This is a genomic window from Marinobacter sp. LM1, from assembly GCF_042763285.1.
In the GTDB taxonomy this organism is placed as follows: domain Bacteria; phylum Pseudomonadota; class Gammaproteobacteria; order Pseudomonadales; family Oleiphilaceae; genus Marinobacter; species Marinobacter nauticus.
This window is the reverse complement of record NZ_CP114373.1, coordinates 3,021,419-3,039,791: the sequence shown is the minus strand read 5'-3', so window position 1 is coordinate 3,039,791 and position 18,373 is coordinate 3,021,419. Positions and strand designations below refer to the sequence as shown.

18 protein-coding genes are annotated in these 18,373 nt (G+C 59.4%); 12 read left to right on the top strand and 6 right to left on the bottom strand.

Features of this window, described 5'->3' with window-relative positions; all coding sequences use genetic code 11:
- Positions 1 to 3: 3 nt before the first annotated feature.
- From hflC to OZ656_RS14180, 3 genes are all read left to right on the top strand, one after another.
- A complete protein-coding gene (gene hflC, locus OZ656_RS14190) occupies positions 4 to 879 on the top strand; it encodes a protease modulator HflC (RefSeq protein WP_023011131.1) in 876 nt (291 codons plus the stop codon).
- Positions 880 to 1,070: 191 nt separating this feature from the next.
- Positions 1,071 to 2,252 carry an ATP phosphoribosyltransferase regulatory subunit gene (locus OZ656_RS14185; protein WP_023011130.1) on the top strand — a complete coding sequence of 394 codons (1,182 nt, stop codon included), beginning with the start codon at positions 1,071 to 1,073 and terminating at the stop codon, positions 2,250 to 2,252.
- Between the two features lie 73 nt (positions 2,253 to 2,325).
- Positions 2,326 to 3,621: an adenylosuccinate synthase gene (locus tag OZ656_RS14180; RefSeq protein ID WP_379944658.1), complete on the top strand. Its 1,296-nt coding sequence runs from the start codon at positions 2,326 to 2,328 to the stop codon at positions 3,619 to 3,621.
- A 76-nt stretch (positions 3,622 to 3,697) separates the two neighbouring features.
- Here the strand turns inward: OZ656_RS14180 and cmoB are convergent, their stop codons facing one another.
- The 5 genes from cmoB to OZ656_RS14155 are packed head-to-tail and all read right to left on the bottom strand — an operon-like array spanning position 3,698 to position 7,306.
- On the bottom strand, positions 3,698 to 4,690 hold the full coding sequence (cmoB, locus tag OZ656_RS14175) for a tRNA 5-methoxyuridine(34)/uridine 5-oxyacetic acid(34) synthase CmoB (RefSeq protein WP_114434174.1): 993 nt from the start codon (positions 4,688 to 4,690) through the stop codon (positions 3,698 to 3,700).
- A gap of 22 nt (positions 4,691 to 4,712) precedes the next feature.
- A complete protein-coding gene (cmoA, locus tag OZ656_RS14170) occupies positions 4,713 to 5,465 on the bottom strand; it encodes a carboxy-S-adenosyl-L-methionine synthase CmoA (RefSeq protein ID WP_183576489.1) in 753 nt (250 codons plus the stop codon).
- The gene (locus tag OZ656_RS14165; protein WP_114434176.1) at positions 5,458 to 5,838 is read right to left on the bottom strand and encodes a kinase; all 381 of its coding nucleotides are present in this window, start codon (positions 5,836 to 5,838) and stop codon (positions 5,458 to 5,460) included. The genes cmoA and OZ656_RS14165 overlap by 8 nt, the downstream gene beginning before the upstream one ends.
- Positions 5,839 to 5,858: 20 nt before the next feature.
- Positions 5,859 to 6,878: a serine/threonine protein kinase gene (locus OZ656_RS14160; protein ID WP_379944657.1), complete on the bottom strand. Its 1,020-nt coding sequence runs from the start codon at positions 6,876 to 6,878 to the stop codon at positions 5,859 to 5,861.
- Positions 6,879 to 6,883: 5 nt separating this feature from the next.
- The gene (locus OZ656_RS14155; protein ID WP_114434178.1) at positions 6,884 to 7,306 is read right to left on the bottom strand and encodes a hypothetical protein; all 423 of its coding nucleotides are present in this window, start codon (positions 7,304 to 7,306) and stop codon (positions 6,884 to 6,886) included.
- Positions 7,307 to 7,429: 123 nt separating this feature from the next.
- Here OZ656_RS14155 and OZ656_RS14150 point away from each other — a divergent pair, with 123 nt between their 5' ends.
- The gene (locus OZ656_RS14150; RefSeq protein WP_379944656.1) at positions 7,430 to 8,542 is read left to right on the top strand and encodes an NAD(P)/FAD-dependent oxidoreductase; all 1,113 of its coding nucleotides are present in this window, start codon (positions 7,430 to 7,432) and stop codon (positions 8,540 to 8,542) included.
- On the opposite strand, the gene OZ656_RS14145 is transcribed toward OZ656_RS14150, so the two are convergent.
- A complete protein-coding gene (locus OZ656_RS14145) occupies positions 8,543 to 9,271 on the bottom strand; it encodes a ComF family protein (RefSeq protein WP_379944655.1) in 729 nt (242 codons plus the stop codon).
- A 51-nt stretch (positions 9,272 to 9,322) separates the two neighbouring features.
- Here OZ656_RS14145 and bioB point away from each other — a divergent pair, with 51 nt between their 5' ends.
- The 8 genes from bioB (at position 9,323) to OZ656_RS14105 (ending at position 18,362) form a co-directional block, all read left to right on the top strand.
- Positions 9,323 to 10,381, top strand: a complete 1,059-nt coding sequence (gene bioB, locus OZ656_RS14140) for a biotin synthase BioB (RefSeq protein WP_011786201.1) — start codon at positions 9,323 to 9,325, stop codon at positions 10,379 to 10,381.
- A gap of 6 nt (positions 10,382 to 10,387) precedes the next feature.
- On the top strand, positions 10,388 to 11,572 hold the full coding sequence (gene bioF / locus OZ656_RS14135) for an 8-amino-7-oxononanoate synthase (protein ID WP_278350259.1): 1,185 nt from the start codon (positions 10,388 to 10,390) through the stop codon (positions 11,570 to 11,572).
- Entirely contained in the window at positions 11,569 to 12,390 is an 822-nt protein-coding gene (bioC, locus tag OZ656_RS14130) for a malonyl-ACP O-methyltransferase BioC (RefSeq protein ID WP_278350258.1), read from the top strand. Before bioF ends, bioC begins: the two co-directional genes overlap by 4 nt.
- Positions 12,391 to 12,572: 182 nt before the next feature.
- Positions 12,573 to 13,277: a dethiobiotin synthase gene (bioD, locus tag OZ656_RS14125; RefSeq protein WP_114434184.1), complete on the top strand. Its 705-nt coding sequence runs from the start codon at positions 12,573 to 12,575 to the stop codon at positions 13,275 to 13,277.
- A gap of 51 nt (positions 13,278 to 13,328) precedes the next feature.
- Entirely contained in the window at positions 13,329 to 13,574 is a 246-nt protein-coding gene (locus OZ656_RS14120; RefSeq protein WP_278350257.1) for a flagellar basal body rod C-terminal domain-containing protein, read from the top strand.
- An 11-nt stretch (positions 13,575 to 13,585) separates the two neighbouring features.
- Positions 13,586 to 14,302 (top strand): putative metalloprotease CJM1_0395 family protein, encoded by a 717-nt coding sequence (locus OZ656_RS14115; RefSeq protein ID WP_278350256.1) that lies wholly within the window; start codon positions 13,586 to 13,588, stop codon positions 14,300 to 14,302.
- A gap of 249 nt (positions 14,303 to 14,551) precedes the next feature.
- The gene (locus OZ656_RS14110; protein ID WP_014422136.1) at positions 14,552 to 16,351 is read left to right on the top strand and encodes an acyl-CoA dehydrogenase C-terminal domain-containing protein; all 1,800 of its coding nucleotides are present in this window, start codon (positions 14,552 to 14,554) and stop codon (positions 16,349 to 16,351) included.
- Between the two features lie 220 nt (positions 16,352 to 16,571).
- Positions 16,572 to 18,362 carry an acyl-CoA dehydrogenase C-terminal domain-containing protein gene (locus tag OZ656_RS14105; RefSeq protein WP_278350255.1) on the top strand — a complete coding sequence of 597 codons (1,791 nt, stop codon included), beginning with the start codon at positions 16,572 to 16,574 and terminating at the stop codon, positions 18,360 to 18,362.
- Positions 18,363 to 18,373: the final 11 nt, after the last annotated feature.

The window sequence follows — 18,373 nt, the reverse complement described above, 5'->3', positions numbered from 1 at the left end:
GTTATGGGACCTAAAGGTGTAGTGGGCCTTGCAGGCGCCCTCATTGTTGTCCTGCTCGTGCTGTCCAGTGTGTACATCATCCCGGAGACCCATCGGGGCGTGAAACTTCGCTTCGGGGAGCTGGTAGAGACCAATATCCAGGCTGGCCTGCATTTCAAGGTGCCGGTCATCGATCAGATCCGGGAATTCGATATCCGGGTGCTGACCATGGATCTGCCATCCCGTCAGTACCTGACGGTTGAGAAGAAGCCGCTGGATGTGGATTCCTATGTGGCCTGGAAAATCCGTGATGTGGACCAGTTCTATCGTTCCACCGGCGGTGACGAATTCCGTGCCCAGACGCTGATCCTGTCCCGCGTGGACAACGGTCTTCGTGATGAGTTCGGTGTACGCACCATGCACGAAGTGGTGTCCGGTCAGCGTGATGAGCTGATGCACACTCTGCGTGATCGTGTGAACGAGACGTCCGTCAAGGAGTTCGGTATCGAGGTGCTTGATATTCGTGTCAAGGCGATCGAGTTGCCGGGTCAGGTGAGCGAGAACGTCTACCGTCGGATGGCGACTGAACGCCAGAAGCTGGCCCAGGAATTCCGTTCCCGCGGTCAGGAGTTGGCCGAGGGTATCCGTGCTGATGCCGATCGTCAGCAAACGGTGATTCTGGCGAACGCCTTTGCCGAAGCCGAGACCACCCGTGGTGAAGGTGATGGTGAAGCCGCCACCATTTACGCCGAGGCTTATGGTGCCAACGAAGAGTTCTACAGCTTCTACCGCAGCCTGCAGGCGTACCAGAACACCTTCTCCAGCAAGGATGACATCATGGTGATTGATTCCGACAGTGACTTCATGAAGTTCCTGAAGAATCCGGCCGGCGCTAACTGAGCCGGCTGACACCAGCTAAACCGGAATCTGCGGGGAAATTTTGCTGAACCCCGGGATTCCGGTTTTTTTGTGTCTGCCAACCGTGTAAAATTCTGGCGGTTTTGTGTCGGGTTTTCCGAGCCCGAGCGCCTAAATCCTGAGTTACCCCCTGGCTCCATGGCCAGCGAGGGAAAAACGGACAACAGAATCTCATGACTGTATCTGATCGCTGGTTACTGCCTGACGGGGTAGAGGACATTCTGCCGCCGCTGGCCGGGCGGATCGAGTCCCTGCGCCGGGATGTTATGGATACCTGCCAGCGCTGGGGCTACCAGCTGGTTATTCCTCCGCTGATTGAATATCTCGAATCCCTCTTTACCGGTACAGGCCACGACCTGGAACTGCAGACGTTCAAACTGACCGATCAGCTGACTGGTCGGATGATGGGCGTTCGCGCCGACATGACGCCCCAGGCTGCCCGCATAGACGCGCATACCCTGGGCCAGGATGGCATTACCCGGTTGTGTTATGCCGGCCATGTGCTGCATACCCGGCCGCGCCATATGCTGACCGGGCGCACACCGATTCAGGCCGGTTGCGAGCTGTTTGGTAGTGGCTCCGAAGCGGCCGATATGGAAGTGATCAGCCTGATGCTGGAAACCTTGCGGGTGGCCGGTTTGCCCAGGCTGCATCTGGACCTGGCTCACGTTTCAATCTATGAAAGCCTGGTCTCCGACGCCGGATTTGATCGTGATACCGAAGCGGCGGTATTTGATGCCATGGCACGCAAGTCCGTACCCGAGCTGGATCGCCTGCTGGGGGATTGTGTGCCGGGCTCTGCTGGTTGCCGGTTGCGCCAGCTGGCCAGGGTCAGCGGTGGGGTGGAATCTCTGGCCGATGCCCGGGAAATCCTCAGTGGCGCTTCTGGCGCCATCGATGCGGCGCTTGATCAGCTTGCCCGCGTCGCGGACATGCTCAACCGGGATTTTCCGGAAGTCAGTCTGGGCTTCGATTTTTGTGAATTGCGCGGATACAACTATCACACCGGTCTGGTGTTTGCGGCCTACGTGCCGGGCCATGGCGATGCCGTGGCGAAAGGTGGCCGATATGATGCTATTGGCAGTGACTTTGGTCGCGCGCGGCCTGCCACCGGGTTCAGCCTGGATATCCGTGCACTGGTGTCGCTGGGCGAACGCCCGTTCCGTAAAGCCGGGGCCATATGGGCGCCAGCGGACAACGACGCCGCGCTGGAAGGCGTGATTTCCGGCCTGAGAATGACTGAAACGGTGATCCGGGCATTGCCGGATGATCGTGAGACGGATCCTTCGGAGCGGGGGTGTGACCGTCAACTGGTGAATCGTGATGGCCAATGGGTGGTAGAAACCATCGCCTGAGCCGTTTTTGTTTAATTTCCGGGGTAAATCTTCAGGGCGTGTGCTTCTGGCCCGTCTGAATTGAGAGAGAATCATGGGTAAAAACGTAGTTGTGCTGGGCACCCAGTGGGGTGATGAAGGCAAGGGCAAGATTGTTGACCTTCTGACAGACAAGGTGGCTGCCGTTGTCCGCTTTCAGGGCGGGCATAATGCCGGTCACACACTGGTGATCGAAGGTAAGAAGACGGCTCTGCACCTGATTCCGTCCGGCATACTGCGGCAGGATGTCCAGTGCTTCATCGGTAACGGTGTGGTGCTGTCGCCGGAAGCCCTGCTGAAAGAAGTGCGGGAGCTGGAGGCTAACGGTGTTGCCGTTCGTGACCGCCTGAAAATCAGCCTGGCTTGCCCGATCATCCTGCGCACCCACGTGCGTATTGATCAGGCCCGCGAACGTGCCCGTGGCAATGACAAGATTGGTACCACCGGCCGGGGAATTGGCCCTGCGTATGAGGATAAGGTTTCCCGCCGGGGTGTTCGGCTGGGTGACCTGTGCAACCCCGCCGATTTCGAGATCAAGCTGCGGGAAATCATGTCGTACCACAACTTCGTTCTCACCGAGTACTTCAAGGAAGAGGCCGAGGATATCGATGCGGCCCTGGAAGAACTCAGACAGATGGGCGAGGAAATCCTGCCCATGGCCGCAGACGTAACCGATATTTTGCACGACTACCGCAAGCGCGGAGAGCACATCCTGTTCGAAGGCGCTCAGGGCTCGTTGCTGGATATCGACCTGGGTACCTATCCGTACGTGACGTCCTCCAATACCACCGCTGGCGGCACCGCTACAGGCTCCGGTTTTGGTCCGCTGTATCTGGACTATGTGCTGGGTATCACCAAGGCCTACACGACCCGGGTAGGTTCCGGCCCGTTCCCGACCGAACTGTTTGACGACATGGGCAAGCACCTCGCCGTCAAGGGCAACGAAGTGGGCACCACCACAGGTCGTTCCCGCCGTTGTGGCTGGTTTGATGCGGTCGCTCTGCGCCATGCTATCCAGATCAACAGTGTGTCCGGTATCTGCCTGACTAAGCTGGACGTTCTGGACGGTCTGGAAACGGTGAAGGTGTGTATTGGCTACAAGACTCCGAACGGCGAAATCACCCGTCCCCCCATCGGCTGCGACAGCTACAGTGATATCGAGCCGGTGTATGAGGAGCTGCCGGGCTGGAGCGAGAGCACGGTTGGCCTGACCAGCGTGGATCAGCTGCCGGAGAATGCCAAGGCCTATATCCGCTTCCTGGAAGAGCAGATCGAGGCGCCGATTGATATTATTTCCACCGGTCCGGATCGTGTGGAAACCATTACTCTGCGGCATCCGTTCGGAGAGTAATTTCAGAAGCTAATAAAAACCGCCTGTGGTGGATGCCCCAGGCGGTTTTTTTGTGCCGGTTTTCCGGTGCAGGGGGTCAGGGCTTTTCCGCGATCAGTGTCGCCCGCTTGGGGCCCGGGTAGCCCTCAATGGTTTTCGAGGGATTGTCTGGGTCCAGAAAGTCCGCCAGCGAATTGAAACGCATCCAGTCGGTCTGGCGCTGCTCATCGGTGGTGGTCTCACTGACGTCTACCACCCGGGCGTTGCGGAACCCGGTTCTGTCCAGCCACCGGAGCAGGGTCGGGCAGCTCGGCAAGAACCAGACGTTGCGCATCTGGCCGTAACGGTCTTCGGGCATCAGGCTGTAGCCCTCCGGGCCGTCTACAACCAGGGTTTCCAGCACCAGTTCGCCGCCGCGACGCAGCGTGCCCTTGAGTTCCAGCAGATGATCCAGCGGTGAACGACGATGATACAGCACGCCCATGGAGAAGGTGGTGTCAAAGCATTCCATGTCGGCCGGGAGGTCTTCCATGCGCACCGGGAGCAGATCGACCGGAGCCTGGCCCAGATACCCTTTGACCGCCAGGAACTGGAACATGAACAACAGCCCCGGGTCGATGCCGATCACCTGCCTGGCCCCCGCTCCAGCCATGCGCCAGCAATGGTAGCCGGAGCCGCAGCCCACATCCAGAATGGTACGCCCCGCCAGATCCGCCAGATGCGGTGCTACCCGGTCCCATTTCCAGTCTGAGCGCCATTCGGTGTCAATGTAGGTGCCGAAGAAATCGAACGGGCCCTTACGCCAGGGCATCAGTCCCCGTAATCCGTTCTCAAGGCGGGTCATGGCGTCTGGATCCAGGCCGCCGGGGCTGGTCAACGTGATTGCAGACTGATTCAGGTCGACCCTGGCATCGGCAACGTCTGGCAAGGACTGCAGTGCGTTGTGCCAGCGTGCCATATCGCCGTGGGGGTTGTCCTCAAACCGTCGAGTGAGTTGTTCTTTCAGGGCTGTGGTCCACCGGGTGTTACCGGTTTCGTTCAGGTAGGAAAGAACGGGATCAAAGTGCTTGTGCCAGTCAAACAGTGCCATGGAGTGTCTTTCGGTGGATAAGTCAGGAATTCTTGATGGCCAGCATCGAGACAAAATTGAAGCACTGGTACCACACCAGTACCTGGTCAAAGCCGGCGCGCTGCAATCGGTCCCGGTGGTTTGCCAGGGTTTCCGGGATCAGCACTTTCTCGATGGCGGCACGCTTCTGGCTGATTTCCAGATCCGAATAGCCGTTGGCCCTCTTGAACTCGTGGTGAAGGCGGGTCTGGATGGCCTGTTCCGCGTCGGATTCAAATCGGATCTTCTCGGACAAAACCAGCACGCCGCCGGGCAGGGTGGCGTCGCCGATACGGGTCAGCAGGGCCAACCGCTGCTCGGGCGGCACGAACTGCAGCGTGAAGTTCAGGGTGGTGACTGAGGCATTGCTCAGTTCGGTGCCCAGGATGTCCTCGCAGCGCAGTGTAACCGGCAGGTCGTGATCATCCAGAGCGACATAATGCTCACATCGCTCAATCATGGCCTCGGAATTGTCCACGCCCACCAGGGTGCAGTCCGGGTAGGGTATGCCGTGGCGCATGGCCAGGGTGGACGCACCGAGCGAGCAGCCCAGGTCGTAACAATGTGAGCCCGGCTGAACGTACTGTTCCGTGATCACCTCAATCATCGGGATGATGGTGGTGTAGCCGGGGACAGAGCGGCGGATCATGTCCGGAAACACCCGGGCGACGGACGCGTCAAAGCGGAAATCGTCCGGATTGCGCTCAGTGGCAAATAACCGGTCGGTCAGTTGCTCCGGGGGCGTACGATTACTCATCGCCCGCTCCGGCCTCGCGCTCATCGGGGCGAGGTGTCGCCAGATCCTTGTCGGTAGGGGACGGCCGTGCGCAGCGAACCCCCCGGTTCTTGTAATCGACCAGGATGCCCCGGAAGGATGGGTCGACGTCAGCGGCAATGGCCAGGTAACCGTTTTCACAAACGGCATGCAGCTCCGAGGATTTTCGGGACATACGGAAGGTTTCGCCGGGTTTGACGTGAATGGCGGTAAATTCACCCACCGGAGCGTGGTCCTTGTTGTCGGAGTGATCAATCCGGCCAGACGCTTCCAGCACCAGTACCGTGCCGACGATGGCAGCAACTCCGGTCACAATCAGGCTCTTGGCTGTGAAACGCTGTTCGTTATCGCTCATGGGTACCTCGTGTCAGAAAATCAGAATTGGCCCGGCAGGCTGATGGCCGGTTCCTGTAACGCGGCCAGCTGTTCCCGTAAAGACAGGATCTGGTCTGACCAGAAACGCGGCTGTGAAAACCAGGGGAAGAATCTCGGAAACGCCGGATCTTCCCAGCGCCTTGCCAGCCAGGCGCAGTGGGTGATCTGCCGGTAGCATCGCAAGGGTTCAATCAGGTGGCGTTCGCGACGATTGAAATCCCGGAACATTTCATAGCCTTCAAGCAATTCGCCAAGCTGGGCGCCCCGTTCACTGGCGTCTCCGTTCAGAAGCAGCCACATGTCCTGAACCGCCGGACCCGTGCGGCAGTCGTCCAGATCCACAAACAGCATGGTTTCATCCCGGCACAGTATGTTGCCGGCGTGACAATCACCGTGAATACGTAAGGTGTCTACCGGGCCGGCTTCGGCTATCCGTTCGCGGCAGTTGGCGATCAGGTCCGGAATCAGGGAGTTCCAGGCCGGTTTGAGATCATCGGGAATCCAGTTACCTTCCACCAGCACCTGGTTGTTCTGTTCCAGCCCCGCCAACAGATCAAACCCGGGCCTGTGCTCAAAGGGTTTAAGGGCACCAATGTTGTGAATCTGCCCCAGCCACTGGCCAAGTCGATACAGGGTGTCGGTCACACTGGTATCCGGGGCCTGGCCGCCGCGCTGCGGAAATACCGCGAATCTGAAATCCCCATACTGGCCGAGGGAATGCCCGCCCGGCAGCACCAAAGGGGCAACCACTGGAACTCCGGCCTCCTGCAGTGACAGGGTGAATTCGTGTTCTTCCAGAATCGCCGCATCCGGCCAGCGGTCTGGACGGTAGAATTTGGCAATTACCGGTGGCTGGTCTTCAATGCCGACCTGATAGACGCGGTTCTCATAGCTGTTCAGGGCAAAGAGCCGGCCGTTGACCTCGAATCCCTCCGCCTCAATGGCATCCAGAATGACTTCCGGGGTGAGGGCATCGTAGGGATGCGAGGACGGGGTGATCGCCGGAGGTTCAGTCTGCATAGGGCTCAGAATGTGGTGTCGTATCGGGTTTTCATGGATTGCAGATGGTACCAGTTTTCGTCCAGCTCCCAGCGAATGCGGTTGACCCGCCCGGTGGCCAGGACAAGATCCCCGGCTCTGGCCTGAACCTGAGCAAGCTCCCGTTCAGCTTTCTGCCATTCACGATGGGTATCCGCCAGATGGCGCATGCCCGGGAACACGGCGGTCAGGGCCTTCTGGGTCGATACCGAGTGGGATCGAAGAGAACTGATTACGGCAGTATCTCCCTCTACCCGCAATACCCGGTGCTGGTACGGGTAACTGGCGACGGTTCTGTCTTCTTTCAGTTGCGCGTTCAGGTGGGTCACTTCAAAGCCGCGCCAGCCAATCCAGCCGACAAAAAGCGCGGCAACCACCATGACGGTAATAAACTGTTTTCGATCAGACATCGCCAGGCTCCCTGCGTTCGTTCTGTCTTGGGGCAAGTATAACGGTTCTTGGCGGGCAGGTAATGCAACCGGCGTTGATCTGCGGTAATTTCCCGACCAGAGAACCGGGTAGAGGAAAGCAGAGTGGCCCAGGAGCAGTTCAGTATACAGACCGTGGTGATCGGTGCCGGCGTGGTCGGGCTTGCCATTGCGCGGGCGCTGGCCCGTTCCGGGCGGGAGGTGCTGGTGCTGGAAGCCGGTGCCGCCATTGGTGAAGGCATATCCTCTCGCAACAGCGAAGTCATTCATGCCGGAATCTATTACCCGGAGCGCTCCCTCAAAGCCCGGCTGTGCGTGGAAGGCCGACAACAGCTCTATGAATACTGCGTGAGCCACAAAGTGGCGCACCGAAAATGCGGCAAGTGGATCATCGCCAGTGATGCCGCGCAGGCCGAACGTCTTGTTGGCATTCAGGCGCAGGCGGGCCGAAACGGTGTGTCCCTGGCGTTATATGAGGGCGCCGCGATGGCGTGCCAATTGCCCTCAATCCGGGCCACTGCCGGGCTCTGGTCTTCGGAAACCGGGATTGTGGACAGCCATGGCCTGATGCTGGCGCTGCAGGGTGAACTGGAAGACGCCGGTGGCCAGATTGCGTTGAACAGTCCGGTGGTGTTTGCCGAATCCGGTCCTGAGGGGCATGTTCTGAAGGTGGGTGAGGCCGGAGATCTGACCCTGAAGGCTCGGGAAGTGATTAACGCCGCTGGACTTGGTGCCCCGGCACTTGCGGGGCTGTGGTCGGGGTTGCCAGAGCGTGCGCGGCCGGAACAATGGTTGGCCCGTGGTGTGTATTTCAGCTTCAGTGGCCGCCATCCATTCAATACTCTGATCTATCCCATACCCGAACCCGGTGGGCTCGGCATTCATCTGACTCTCGATCTGGCTGGCCAGGCCAGGTTTGGGCCGGATGTGGAATGGATTGACGAAGAAAGCTATCGGGTCGATCCGCAGCGTGTTCGTGGATTTGCCGACAGTATCCGGCGCTGGTGGCCGTCCCTGGACGAGGCCCGTCTGCAGCCGGCTTATGCGGGCATTCGCCCTAAACTGGCGGGCCCGGATGGCGGCTTTGCCGATTTCCGCATCGATGGCCCTGAGAAACATGGTATTGACGGCCTGGTCAATCTGTTCGGGATTGAGTCGCCAGGACTCACCTCGTGTCTGGCCATCGCCGGACACGTACTGACAGAACTCGCCAATTGATCAGCCGGGTGTACGCGCCAGTGCCCAGACCTGGATTTCCTTCGCTCCCGCTCTGGTGAGCACCGAGGCCAACTCGCGAACGGTGGCTCCGGTAGTGACCACGTCATCAACAATGGCGACGTTTGCCGGCACCGGTCCGGTAACCTCAAACAGCCCCTGAAGATTGGCCAACCGGCTTGTCCGGTCCAGTTTCCGTTGTGCGTGAACCCGTCGCGTTCGTCGCACCAGACGGGCGTTGACAGGCAGGTCCAGTCGCCTTCCCACCGCCTCGGCAATATCCTGGGCCTGATTGAAGCCCCGCTGCCAGCGCCGGGTCCAGTGCATGGGGGCGGGAATCAAAACATCCGGCCGAGCCTCGGGCGCCAGGTGATGGTCAATGTAGTCGGCAAGACCTGCCAGTAATGGCCGCGCGAATTTGTGCTGGCCGTGGTATTTGTAGCGGCCAATCATGCCATCAACCGGAAACTGATAACGCCAGGGTATCAGCGAACGGCTATAGCACGGTGGTGAGGCCTGACACTCGCCACAGCGTCCATCCGGGGTTGGAAAGGGCAAGGGCAGCGCGCAGGTCTGGCAGCACCAGCGGTTGGCGGGCAGGTCGTTCCGGCAGTCCTGGCAAAGGCCATCCTGGGCAGCGCCTGCGAGGCAGGTGACGCAGCGTCCGGCGCGTCTTGAGCTGTTAACCTTAACCTTTGTCGAGGTTGACAGAGAGATCAGTCCGTTTATCATCGCGGTTTATCCGTAAACCAAAAATCCCGGAAAGGTTAACAGGACTCTCACATGACTGCCACCGCTACCCGCCACGACTGGACGCTTCAGGAAGCTCGCGAGCTTTTCAATCTTCCGTTCAATGATCTTCTGTTTCGCGCCCAGAGCATCCACCGGGAGCACTTTGACCCGAATGAGGTTCAGGTGAGCACGCTGCTCTCGATCAAGACCGGTGCCTGCCCTGAAGACTGCAAGTATTGCCCGCAGAGTGGTCATTACAACACCGGGCTTGAAAAGGAGAAGCTGCTGGAAATTGAGAAGGTGGTGGCTGAGGCCCGCGTTGCCAGAGAAAAAGGGGCATCCCGGTTCTGCATGGGTGCCGCCTGGCGTAGCCCGTCAAAGAAAGACATGCCCTACGTTCTGGATATGGTCCGCCAGGTGAAATCCCTGGGCCTGGAAACCTGTATGACACTGGGCATGCTTAAAGAAGAAGAAGCCAAAGAGCTGGCAGACGCTGGCCTGGATTACTACAACCACAACCTGGATACCTCAGAGAAATACTATAACCACATCATCACGACCCGTACCTACCAGGACCGCCTGGATACGCTCGACAATGTGCGCAAGGCCGGTATGAAGGTTTGTTGTGGCGGCATCATGGGTATGGGTGAAGATGAGGATGACCGTGTCGGTCTGCTGGTTCAGCTGGCCAATTTACCCCAGCACCCGGAGAGCGTGCCGGTGAACATGCTGGTGAAGGTGAAGGGGACGCCGCTGGAAGATGTGGAAGACCTGGACCCATTTGATTTCATTCGCATTATCGCCGTCGCCCGAATCATGATGCCGGCTTCCCATGTACGCTTGTCCGCGGGCCGTGAGCAGATGAATGAGCAGATGCAGGCACTCTGTTTCATGGCGGGTGCCAACTCCATTTTCTACGGTGAGAAACTGCTGACCACCTCGAACCCGGAGGCGGATGCGGACATGCAGTTGTTCCGCAAGCTGGGCATCCGGCCTGAGCAGCGGGAGCAGTGCGCGACCGAGGAGCAGGAGGAAGAGGCCATTGCCGAGGCGGTGGAATACGAGGCCACGCGGCACATGTTTTACGACGCGACCCGCGAGTCTGCGTGATTCCGCATGCGTGACTTCGCCCAGGAGATAGAGCAACGAAAGCAGGCCGGGTTGTACAGAACCCGCCGCCTGATTGCCGGCCCCCAGCAGCCGACGCTGACGGCGGATGGCCGGTCGTTGTTGTCGTTCTGCAGTAACGACTATCTGGGCCTGGCCAGTCATGGCGAAAACATGCGGGCGCTGGAGCAGGCGCTGCCGGAGGTGGGCCTGGGCGGAGCTGCTTCGCATCTGGTTTGCGGCCACCACGAGGCCCATCATCGCCTTGAGCAGAGGTTGGCAGCGTTCACCCGGAGGAGTTCGGCGCTGTTTTTTTCCACCGGGTACATGGCAAACATGGGTGTTATTGCTGCACTGGCGGGCCGTGGCGATACCATTTTCTCGGATCGACTGAATCACGCTTCGATCATTGACGGCTGCATTCTCAGCCGTGCCCGCGTGCGCCGCTATGCCCACGGTGATGTGGCAGCGTTGGAAGCCATGCTCTCAGAAACCTCCGGCCACAAACTGGTGGTTACCGATGGCGTGTTCAGCATGGATGGAGACATTGCGCCACTCACGGAACTGGCTCGCGTCTGTAAGGCTCACGATGCGCTTCTGGTGGTGGACGATGCCCATGGCATTGGTGTTCTCGGGCCACAGGGCCGGGGGAGCGTGCTGGAAGCCGGGTTGTGCCAGGAGGATGTGCCGGTGTTGATCGGTACTCTGGGCAAGGGCGTGGGAACCTCCGGGGCCTTTGTCGCTGGCTCTGACGTGTTGATTGACTACCTGGTACAGAAGGCCCGGACCTATATCTACACCACCGCCATGCCGCCGGCACTGGCCGCGGCAACCTGCGCCAGCCTGGATGCTGTTGAGAGCGGCGATGAGCGACGCGCTCATCTTGACGCGTTGATTCAACGATTCAGGGCAGGTGCTCAGGATCTGGGCTATGAACTGATGCCATCCCGAACACCCATTCAGCCCCTCATGATCGGAGATAACTGGACCGCGTTGGCGCTCAGCCGCGCATTGGAGGATGAGGGGTTGCTGGTAACGGCGATACGGCCGCCCACGGTGCCGGAGGGCGAGGCCCGCTTGCGGGTTACGCTCAGCGCCGCCCACACGGAAGCCGATGTTGACCGTTTGCTGCAGGCCCTTGCGAAAAGCCAATCCATCCTGAGTGAGGCCGTGGCCCGGGAGCCAGCGCTATGACCATCTATACCCGAATAGAGCCAACGGCTCCTGTTGAGGGTGGAACCGGAACCAAGCAGTCCATCGCCCGGGGGTTCGGGGGCGCCAGTGCCACCTACGACGGTGCATCCCGCCTACAGAAAATCATGGGCGACGCCATGCTCGCCGAGCTTGCAGACACGCCAGTGCCCGAATCGGTTCTTGATTTGGGCTGCGGAACCGGCTGGTTTAGCCGGAAGTTAGCGGAGCAATACCCCCATTCCGCGGTTACCGGCGCAGACCTTTCACCAGGCATGCTGGCTGAGGCTGCCAATCAAAGCCCGGGAGCAATCTACTGGCTACACGCTGATGCCGAACAGATTCCGTTGGCGGATAACAGCGTTGACCTGATCTTCAGTAACCTGATGATTCAGTGGAGCGCCCGGCCGGAGCTGATCCTTCGGGAGTGCCGAAGAATTCTCAGGCCTGGCGGACGACTGGCCATATCGACGCTGTTGGACGGCACCTTGTCTGAACTGAAACAGGCCTGGGCCGAGGCCGATCCGGGACAGGCGCACGTAAACCGCTTTGTTCCGGAAACGCAGTGGCAGGCCCTCGTGGAGACGGTTCTGCCAAACGCAAAACAGGTTGCTGAAACCATATCACTGCCGTACCAGTCGCCCATGCACCTCAATCGTGAGTTGAAAGAACTCGGTGCGGTGTTTAGAGGCGAAGAGCGCCGGCGGACGGTGACGGCGCCGGGGCGCTTTCGGGCGATGTGTCGTGCCTATCCAACGCGAGCTGACAACGTCGTTGAGGCTGGGTACTGCGCGGCCTGGATATACTGGGTTAAACGATAGTATTGGATTTAATTGAGTCCGGACTACCCGTGAAAAATATCGGGCGAGGGCAGGGGTACTCTTTCCAGGACTGTTGAGGGCCATGGATGGCCCGAATCAAGCGCACATGGATGTGCTTGTAGCGTGTCCTGGAAAGAGTACCCCTGCCCTCGTCTTACGCTAATCGTAGGAACATTTCAGGCATGGCCAAACACACTTATTTCATTACAGGCACCGACACCGGCGTCGGCAAAACCATCGTCTCCGCAGCCATTCTCGAGGCGGCCAAATCCGCCGGCAAGCGAACCCTGGCCATGAAACCCATCGCTTCCGGCTGCGACCAGACCCCTGAGGGCCTGAGAAACGAAGACGCCCTGATGCTGCAGGCGGCCATCACCGAAAAACTACCCTACGACACCATCAACCCCATCGCCCTCAAGCCCGCCATCGCCCCCCACGTAGCTGCCCAGCAGGCCGGGAAACAGGTCACCGCCCAGCGAATCGTCGGGTTTTGTCGTGGCATGCAGATCCGCCCCGCCGATCTTCTGCTGATCGAAGGCGCCGGTGGCTGGCGAGTACCACTCAATGATCGGGAAACCTACGCAGCGGTGCCGGGAGAGTTGAAACTGCCGGTGATACTGGTTGTGCCGCTGCAACTGGGCTGTATCAATCATGCCATGCTCAGCGCCGAAGCGATTCGCGCCGACGGACTGGTTGTTGCAGGCTGGGTAGGTAACCATCCCGAAGAACAGGTGATGAGTTGCGAACAGGATACCCTGAACTACCTGTCCACCCACCTCGGCGCGCCTTGCCTCGGTGTGCTTCCCTGGTTGGAAAATACCGATACCGCCGAGATGCCGGCGATCCTGTCTCGGTATCTGAATATCACACCGCTGATTGAAAATTGACCAGAAATGTGAGTTAATCAGGTCAAAGGTTCGTCACAGGAACGGCTGCTCATGATCAATAACACACTTGCTATCGGGATTCAGGGTATCCAGGACGGCATGGTGGGCATGGAGAGCGCGGCCCGGAAAATTGCCCGAGGTGGCGTTGACGGTCCTCAGGGCTCAGCGGAGGGCGCTGGCAATCTGGTGGAACCCATGATTGATCTGAAACTATACGAGCGCAGCGTTGAGGCCTCGGCCCAGGTCGTTAAAACCGCTGATGAAACGCTGGGTACCCTGCTGGATATTCGCGCCTGAGCCAGGTTCCTGTGAACGTACTCGCTTCAATCGCTCCCATCTTCTCCGGCTCTCCCACCGGTGCGTCCGCGCCGGTCGCAGGCAGTGGGCGAACGCCAGAGGCTTCCGGTGAAAAGCCTGCCAGTGGCGATACTTCATCAACTTCGAAGCCGGTTGAGCAGTCTTCCGAAGGTCGAAGATCCGACCAATCCTCCGAATCACGCCCGGACGCCCGAGAGAATCCGCAAGGTCTGACCGATGAAGAACTGAAGCAGTTAACCGAGCTCAAGGCCCGGGATCGGGAAGTGCGCGCCCATGAGGCAGCGCATCAGGCTGTTGGGGGGCAGTACGCGGGCGCCATGTCGTTCACCTATCAGCGGGGGCCGGATGGCGCCCAGTATGCGGTGGGCGGCGAAGTTCCCATCGACGTTTCGCCGGTGGCGGGGGATCCCCAGGCCACCATTGAAAAAATGCGCGTGGTGCGGGCTGCTGCCATGGCGCCTGCCCAGCCCTCCGGCCAGGATCGTGCCGTTGCCGCCCAGGCCATGCAGACCATGTTGCAGGCACAGTCGGAGCTGGCGGCAGGTGAGGGCGAATCCGGGACAGCCGAAGCCTCGGCCCGTGTTGAGGGAAGCCAGGGTGATGCTCGCAGTGCCCGTTCCCGCGAGGCGGAGGAGAGCTACCGCAATGTTTCTGCCATGGCTGGCGACTCCCGCTACTCCGAGTCTGTGACCTCCCTGTTCGCCTGATTTCTCCGTCTGGTCTTTCTTTTCGTCTTCCGATCCTGTCCCGGCACTTCTGCCGTGAAAATTTACTGATCGAACACAAAACCAACACAAATTTCAGTCAAGGCTATTGACAATTCTGTGCCCCAAAACGTATGTTTCAAACAAGTGTTTAATTAAGGCCGTGATGCGCTGCATCATGGTGTCTGAGCAAACCCGAGGCCAGAAGCTGTAAACCCGTTTCAGCTGAGACCCAGAACCGAGGTGGATTCCATGCCTGAATACAAAGCGCCCCTGCGTGACATTAAATTCGTAATGAACGAGCTGCTGAACAGCGAGCAGCACTACGCCAATCTGGAAGGTGCCGAAGATGCAACTCCGGATATGGTCGATGCCATTATCCAGGAAGGTGCGAAATTCTGTGAGCAGGTACTGTCTCCGCTGAACCAGGTGGGTGACCAGGAAGGCTGTACCTGGAGCGAAGACGGCGTGAAAACCCCGACCGGCTTCAAAGAAGCGTACCAGCAGTATGTTGAAGGTGGCTGGCCGTCCATGACTGCCGATCCCAACTACGGTGGCCAGGGCCTGCCGCATTCCATCGGCCTGGTTATCAGCGAAATGGTTGGTACCTCCAACTGGTCCTGGGGTATGTACCCGGGCCTGAGCCACGGCGCCACCAACACGATCGAAGCCCACGGCACTGAAGAGCAGAAGCAGACCTACCTGACCAAGCTGATCAGCGGCGAGTGGACCGGTACCATGTGTCTGACCGAGCCGCACTGTGGTTCTGACCTGGGTACCCTGCGTACCAAGGCCGAGCCGAACGCTGACGGCAGCTACAGCATCACCGGTACCAAAATCTTTATCTCTGCCGGTGAGCACGACATGGCCGAGAACATCGTCCACATCGTACTGGCTCGTCTGCCGGGCGCACCGGAAGGCACCAAGGGGATCTCCCTGTTTATCGTGCCCAAGCAGTTGCCGAACGAAGACGGCTCTGCCGGTGAGCGCAACGCCGTTTCCTGTGGCTCCCTGGAGCACAAGATGGGTATCCACGGTAACGCGACCTGTGTGATGAACTTCGACGGCGCCAAGGGCTGGCTGATCGGGCCGGAGAACAAAGGCCTGAACTGCATGTTCACGTTCATGAACACTGCCCGTATCGGTACTGCCATCCAGGGCCTGGGTTCTGCCGAGCTGGGCTTCCAGGGTTCCCTGGCCTACGCCAAGGAGCGTCTGGCTATGCGTTCCCTGAGCGGTCCGAAGAATCCGGACGGCATCGCTGACCCGATCATCGTGCACCCGGACGTACGCCGCATGCTGCTGACCCAGAAGGTTGTGGCTGAAGGCGCCCGCGCCCTGATCTACCTGGCTGGCCAGCAAGTGGACGTGGTTCACTCCGGCAAGACCGAGGAAGAGCGCAAGCACGCAGACGCGCTGCTGGGCTTCCTGACCCCGATCGCCAAGGCATTCCTGACCGAGATCGGTTACGAGTCTGCCAACCTGGGTATGCAGGTCTTCGGTGGCCACGGCTTCATCACCGAGTGGGGCATGGAGCAGAACGTTCGTGATTCCCGCATCGGCATGATCTACGAGGGTACCACTGGTATCCAGGCGCTGGATCTGCTGGGCCGTAAGGTTCTGATGACCCAGGGCGAAGCTCTGAAAGTGTTCACCAAGCAGGTTCACGTCTTCTGCAAAGAGAACGCCGACAACGAGCAGCTGAAAGAGTTTATCGAGCCGCTGGCTGCGATCAACAAGGAGTGGGGCGATCTGACCATGAAGGTTGGTATGACTGCCATGAAGAACCGCGAGGAAGTCGGTGCCGCTGCTGTGGATTACCTGATGTACTCCGGTTACGCGGTCTTCGCTTACCTGTGGGCCCGTATGGCCAAGGTGGCACTGGACAAGATGGCTGAAGGCACCTCCGAGGAGATGTTCTACAACGCCAAGGTTCAGTCTGCGCGCTTCTACTTCAAGCGTCTGCTGCCGCGCACCCGGACTCACGCAGAAACCATGCTGGCCGGTGCAGACAGCCTGCTGGACATGCCGGAAGAAGCCTTCGCTATCTAAGGCGGGGTTGCTATCTGGTTGATGGCACAGAGAAAGCCCGTTCTCCCGCAGGAGGCGGGCTTTTTTCATGAGTTGCCGGCGTGTTTTGAGGTAGAATAGCGCGCCATAGAACAACAACCTTGTTTCGGACACATAGCCGAGCGGGTGGGCTCCGACCTCCAACAGAAGAGGCATCAACACCGCCCCCCAAGTGACTGACTGAATTTCTGGAGAGTTTTACATGGCTGATTATCAGGCACCCCTTCGTGACATGCGTTTCGTTCTGAACGAAGTGTTTGACGCACCCTCCCTGTGGGCGTCACTGCCAAAGATTGCAGAAAACGTAGACCCCGACACCGCTGACGCCATCCTTGAAGAAGCGGGCAAGATCACCAGCGGCGTACTGGCGCCCCTGAACCGCGAAGCCGACGAACAGGGCTGTAAGTGGAACGAAGGCGAAGTTTCCACTCCGGAAGGGTTCAAAGAAGCCTACCAGACCATCGTGGAAGGTGGCTGGAACGGTCTGGGTGGTAACCCGGACTTCGGTGGCATGGGTATGCCCAAGACGCTGGTGGCCCAGTTTGAGGAAATGATGCAGGGCGCCAACATGGCCTTCGGCCTGGCTCCGATGCTGACCGCCGGCGCCTGCCTGGCCCTGGATGCCCACGGCAGCCAGGAGCTGAAAGAAAAGTACCTGCCGAATATGTACTCCGGCGTCTGGTCTGGCGCCATGGATCTGACCGAGCCTCACGCCGGTACTGACCTGGGTATTATCCGGACCAAAGCTGAGCCGAACGACGACGGCTCCTTCAACATCACCGGCACCAAGATCTTCATCACTTGGGGCGAGCACGACATGGCGGAGAACATCATCCATCTGGTGCTGGCCAAGCTGCCGGACGCGCCGAAGGGCCCGAAAGGCATCTCACTGTTCCTGGTGCCCAAGTTCATGGTGAACGACGACGGTTCCCTGGGCGAGCGCAACCAGTTCAGCTGTGGTTCCATCGAGAAAAAGATGGGTATCAAAGGCTCCGCCACCTGCGTGATGAACTTTGACGGTGCCAAAGGCTGGCTGGTTGGTGAAGAAAACAAAGGCTTGGCCGCCATGTTCACCATGATGAACTACGAGCGACTGGGTGTGGGCATCCAGGGCATCGGGGCCGCCGAAGCGTCCCTGCAGAGCGCCCGCGAATACGCCAACGAGCGTATCCAGAGCCGCGCCCCGACCGGTGCCCAGCAGCCTGAGAAGGCCGCAGACCCGATTCTGGTTCACCCGGACGTCCGCCGCATGCTGATGACCATGAAGAGCTACGTAGAGGGTGGTCGTGCCTTCTCTACCTACGTTGCGCAGTGGCTGGATATCTCCAAGTACTCCGACAACGACGAACAGCGCAAGCACGCTGAAGGCATGGTTGCCCTGCTGACTCCGGTCGCCAAAGCCTTCCTGACCGACCGCGGTCTGGACACTACCATCATCGGCCAGCAGGTCTTCGGTGGTCACGGCTTCATCCGTGAGTGGGGCCAGGAGCAACTGGTCCGAGACTGCCGCATCACCCAGATCTATGAGGGTACCAACGGCATCCAGGCCATGGACCTGATGGGTCGTAAAGTGGTTGGCAGCCAGGGCAAGCTGTACGAACTGTTCGCTCAGGACGTTGCCGCCTTCATCGAAGCCAACAGCAGCGACGAAGCCCTGCGCCCCTATCTTGAGCCGCTGGCGGCCTCCCTGGAGCGCCTGTCAGACGTGACCGAGCACGTGGTGAACCAGGCGGCTAACAACCCGGAAGCCATTGGTGCCGCTGCCGTCGATTACCTCGATATGTTCGGCTACACCGCACTGGCGTATATGTGGGCCAAAGTGATCAAAGCTGCCGCTCCGAAAGCTGAGGGCGACACCTCTGGTTTCTATACCGGCAAGGTCAAGACCGCTCGCTTCTACTTCGACCGCCTGTTGCCAAAGACCGTGTCTCTGGCCGAAGGCATTCGCAGTGGCAGCGACGCCATGATGGCGCCGGCTGCTAACGAAATCTGATCAGATTTCTG

Excerpts from the sequence above, each read along its gene's own strand:
- hflC (WP_023011131.1), top strand. The coding sequence starts at position 4 with ATGGGACCTAAAGGTGTAGTGGGCCTTGCAGGCGCCCTCATTGTTGTC.
- OZ656_RS14185 (WP_023011130.1), top strand. The coding sequence starts at position 1,071 with ATGACTGTATCTGATCGCTGGTTACTGCCTGACGGGGTAGAGGACATT.
- OZ656_RS14180 (WP_379944658.1), top strand. The coding sequence starts at position 2,326 with ATGGGTAAAAACGTAGTTGTGCTGGGCACCCAGTGGGGTGATGAAGGC.
- cmoB (WP_114434174.1), bottom strand. The coding sequence starts at position 4,690 with ATGGCACTGTTTGACTGGCACAAGCACTTTGATCCCGTTCTTTCCTAC.
- cmoA (WP_183576489.1), bottom strand. The coding sequence starts at position 5,465 with ATGAGTAATCGTACGCCCCCGGAGCAACTGACCGACCGGTTATTTGCC.
- OZ656_RS14165 (WP_114434176.1), bottom strand. The coding sequence starts at position 5,838 with ATGAGCGATAACGAACAGCGTTTCACAGCCAAGAGCCTGATTGTGACC.
- OZ656_RS14160 (WP_379944657.1), bottom strand. The coding sequence starts at position 6,878 with ATGCAGACTGAACCTCCGGCGATCACCCCGTCCTCGCATCCCTACGAT.
- OZ656_RS14155 (WP_114434178.1), bottom strand. The coding sequence starts at position 7,306 with ATGTCTGATCGAAAACAGTTTATTACCGTCATGGTGGTTGCCGCGCTT.
- OZ656_RS14145 (WP_379944655.1), bottom strand. The coding sequence starts at position 9,271 with ATGATAAACGGACTGATCTCTCTGTCAACCTCGACAAAGGTTAAGGTT.
- bioB (WP_011786201.1), top strand. The coding sequence starts at position 9,323 with ATGACTGCCACCGCTACCCGCCACGACTGGACGCTTCAGGAAGCTCGC.
- bioF (WP_278350259.1), top strand. The coding sequence starts at position 10,388 with ATGCGTGACTTCGCCCAGGAGATAGAGCAACGAAAGCAGGCCGGGTTG.
- bioC (WP_278350258.1), top strand. The coding sequence starts at position 11,569 with ATGACCATCTATACCCGAATAGAGCCAACGGCTCCTGTTGAGGGTGGA.
- bioD (WP_114434184.1), top strand. The coding sequence starts at position 12,573 with ATGGCCAAACACACTTATTTCATTACAGGCACCGACACCGGCGTCGGC.
- OZ656_RS14120 (WP_278350257.1), top strand. The coding sequence starts at position 13,329 with ATGATCAATAACACACTTGCTATCGGGATTCAGGGTATCCAGGACGGC.
- OZ656_RS14110 (WP_014422136.1), top strand. The coding sequence starts at position 14,552 with ATGCCTGAATACAAAGCGCCCCTGCGTGACATTAAATTCGTAATGAAC.
- OZ656_RS14105 (WP_278350255.1), top strand. The coding sequence starts at position 16,572 with ATGGCTGATTATCAGGCACCCCTTCGTGACATGCGTTTCGTTCTGAAC.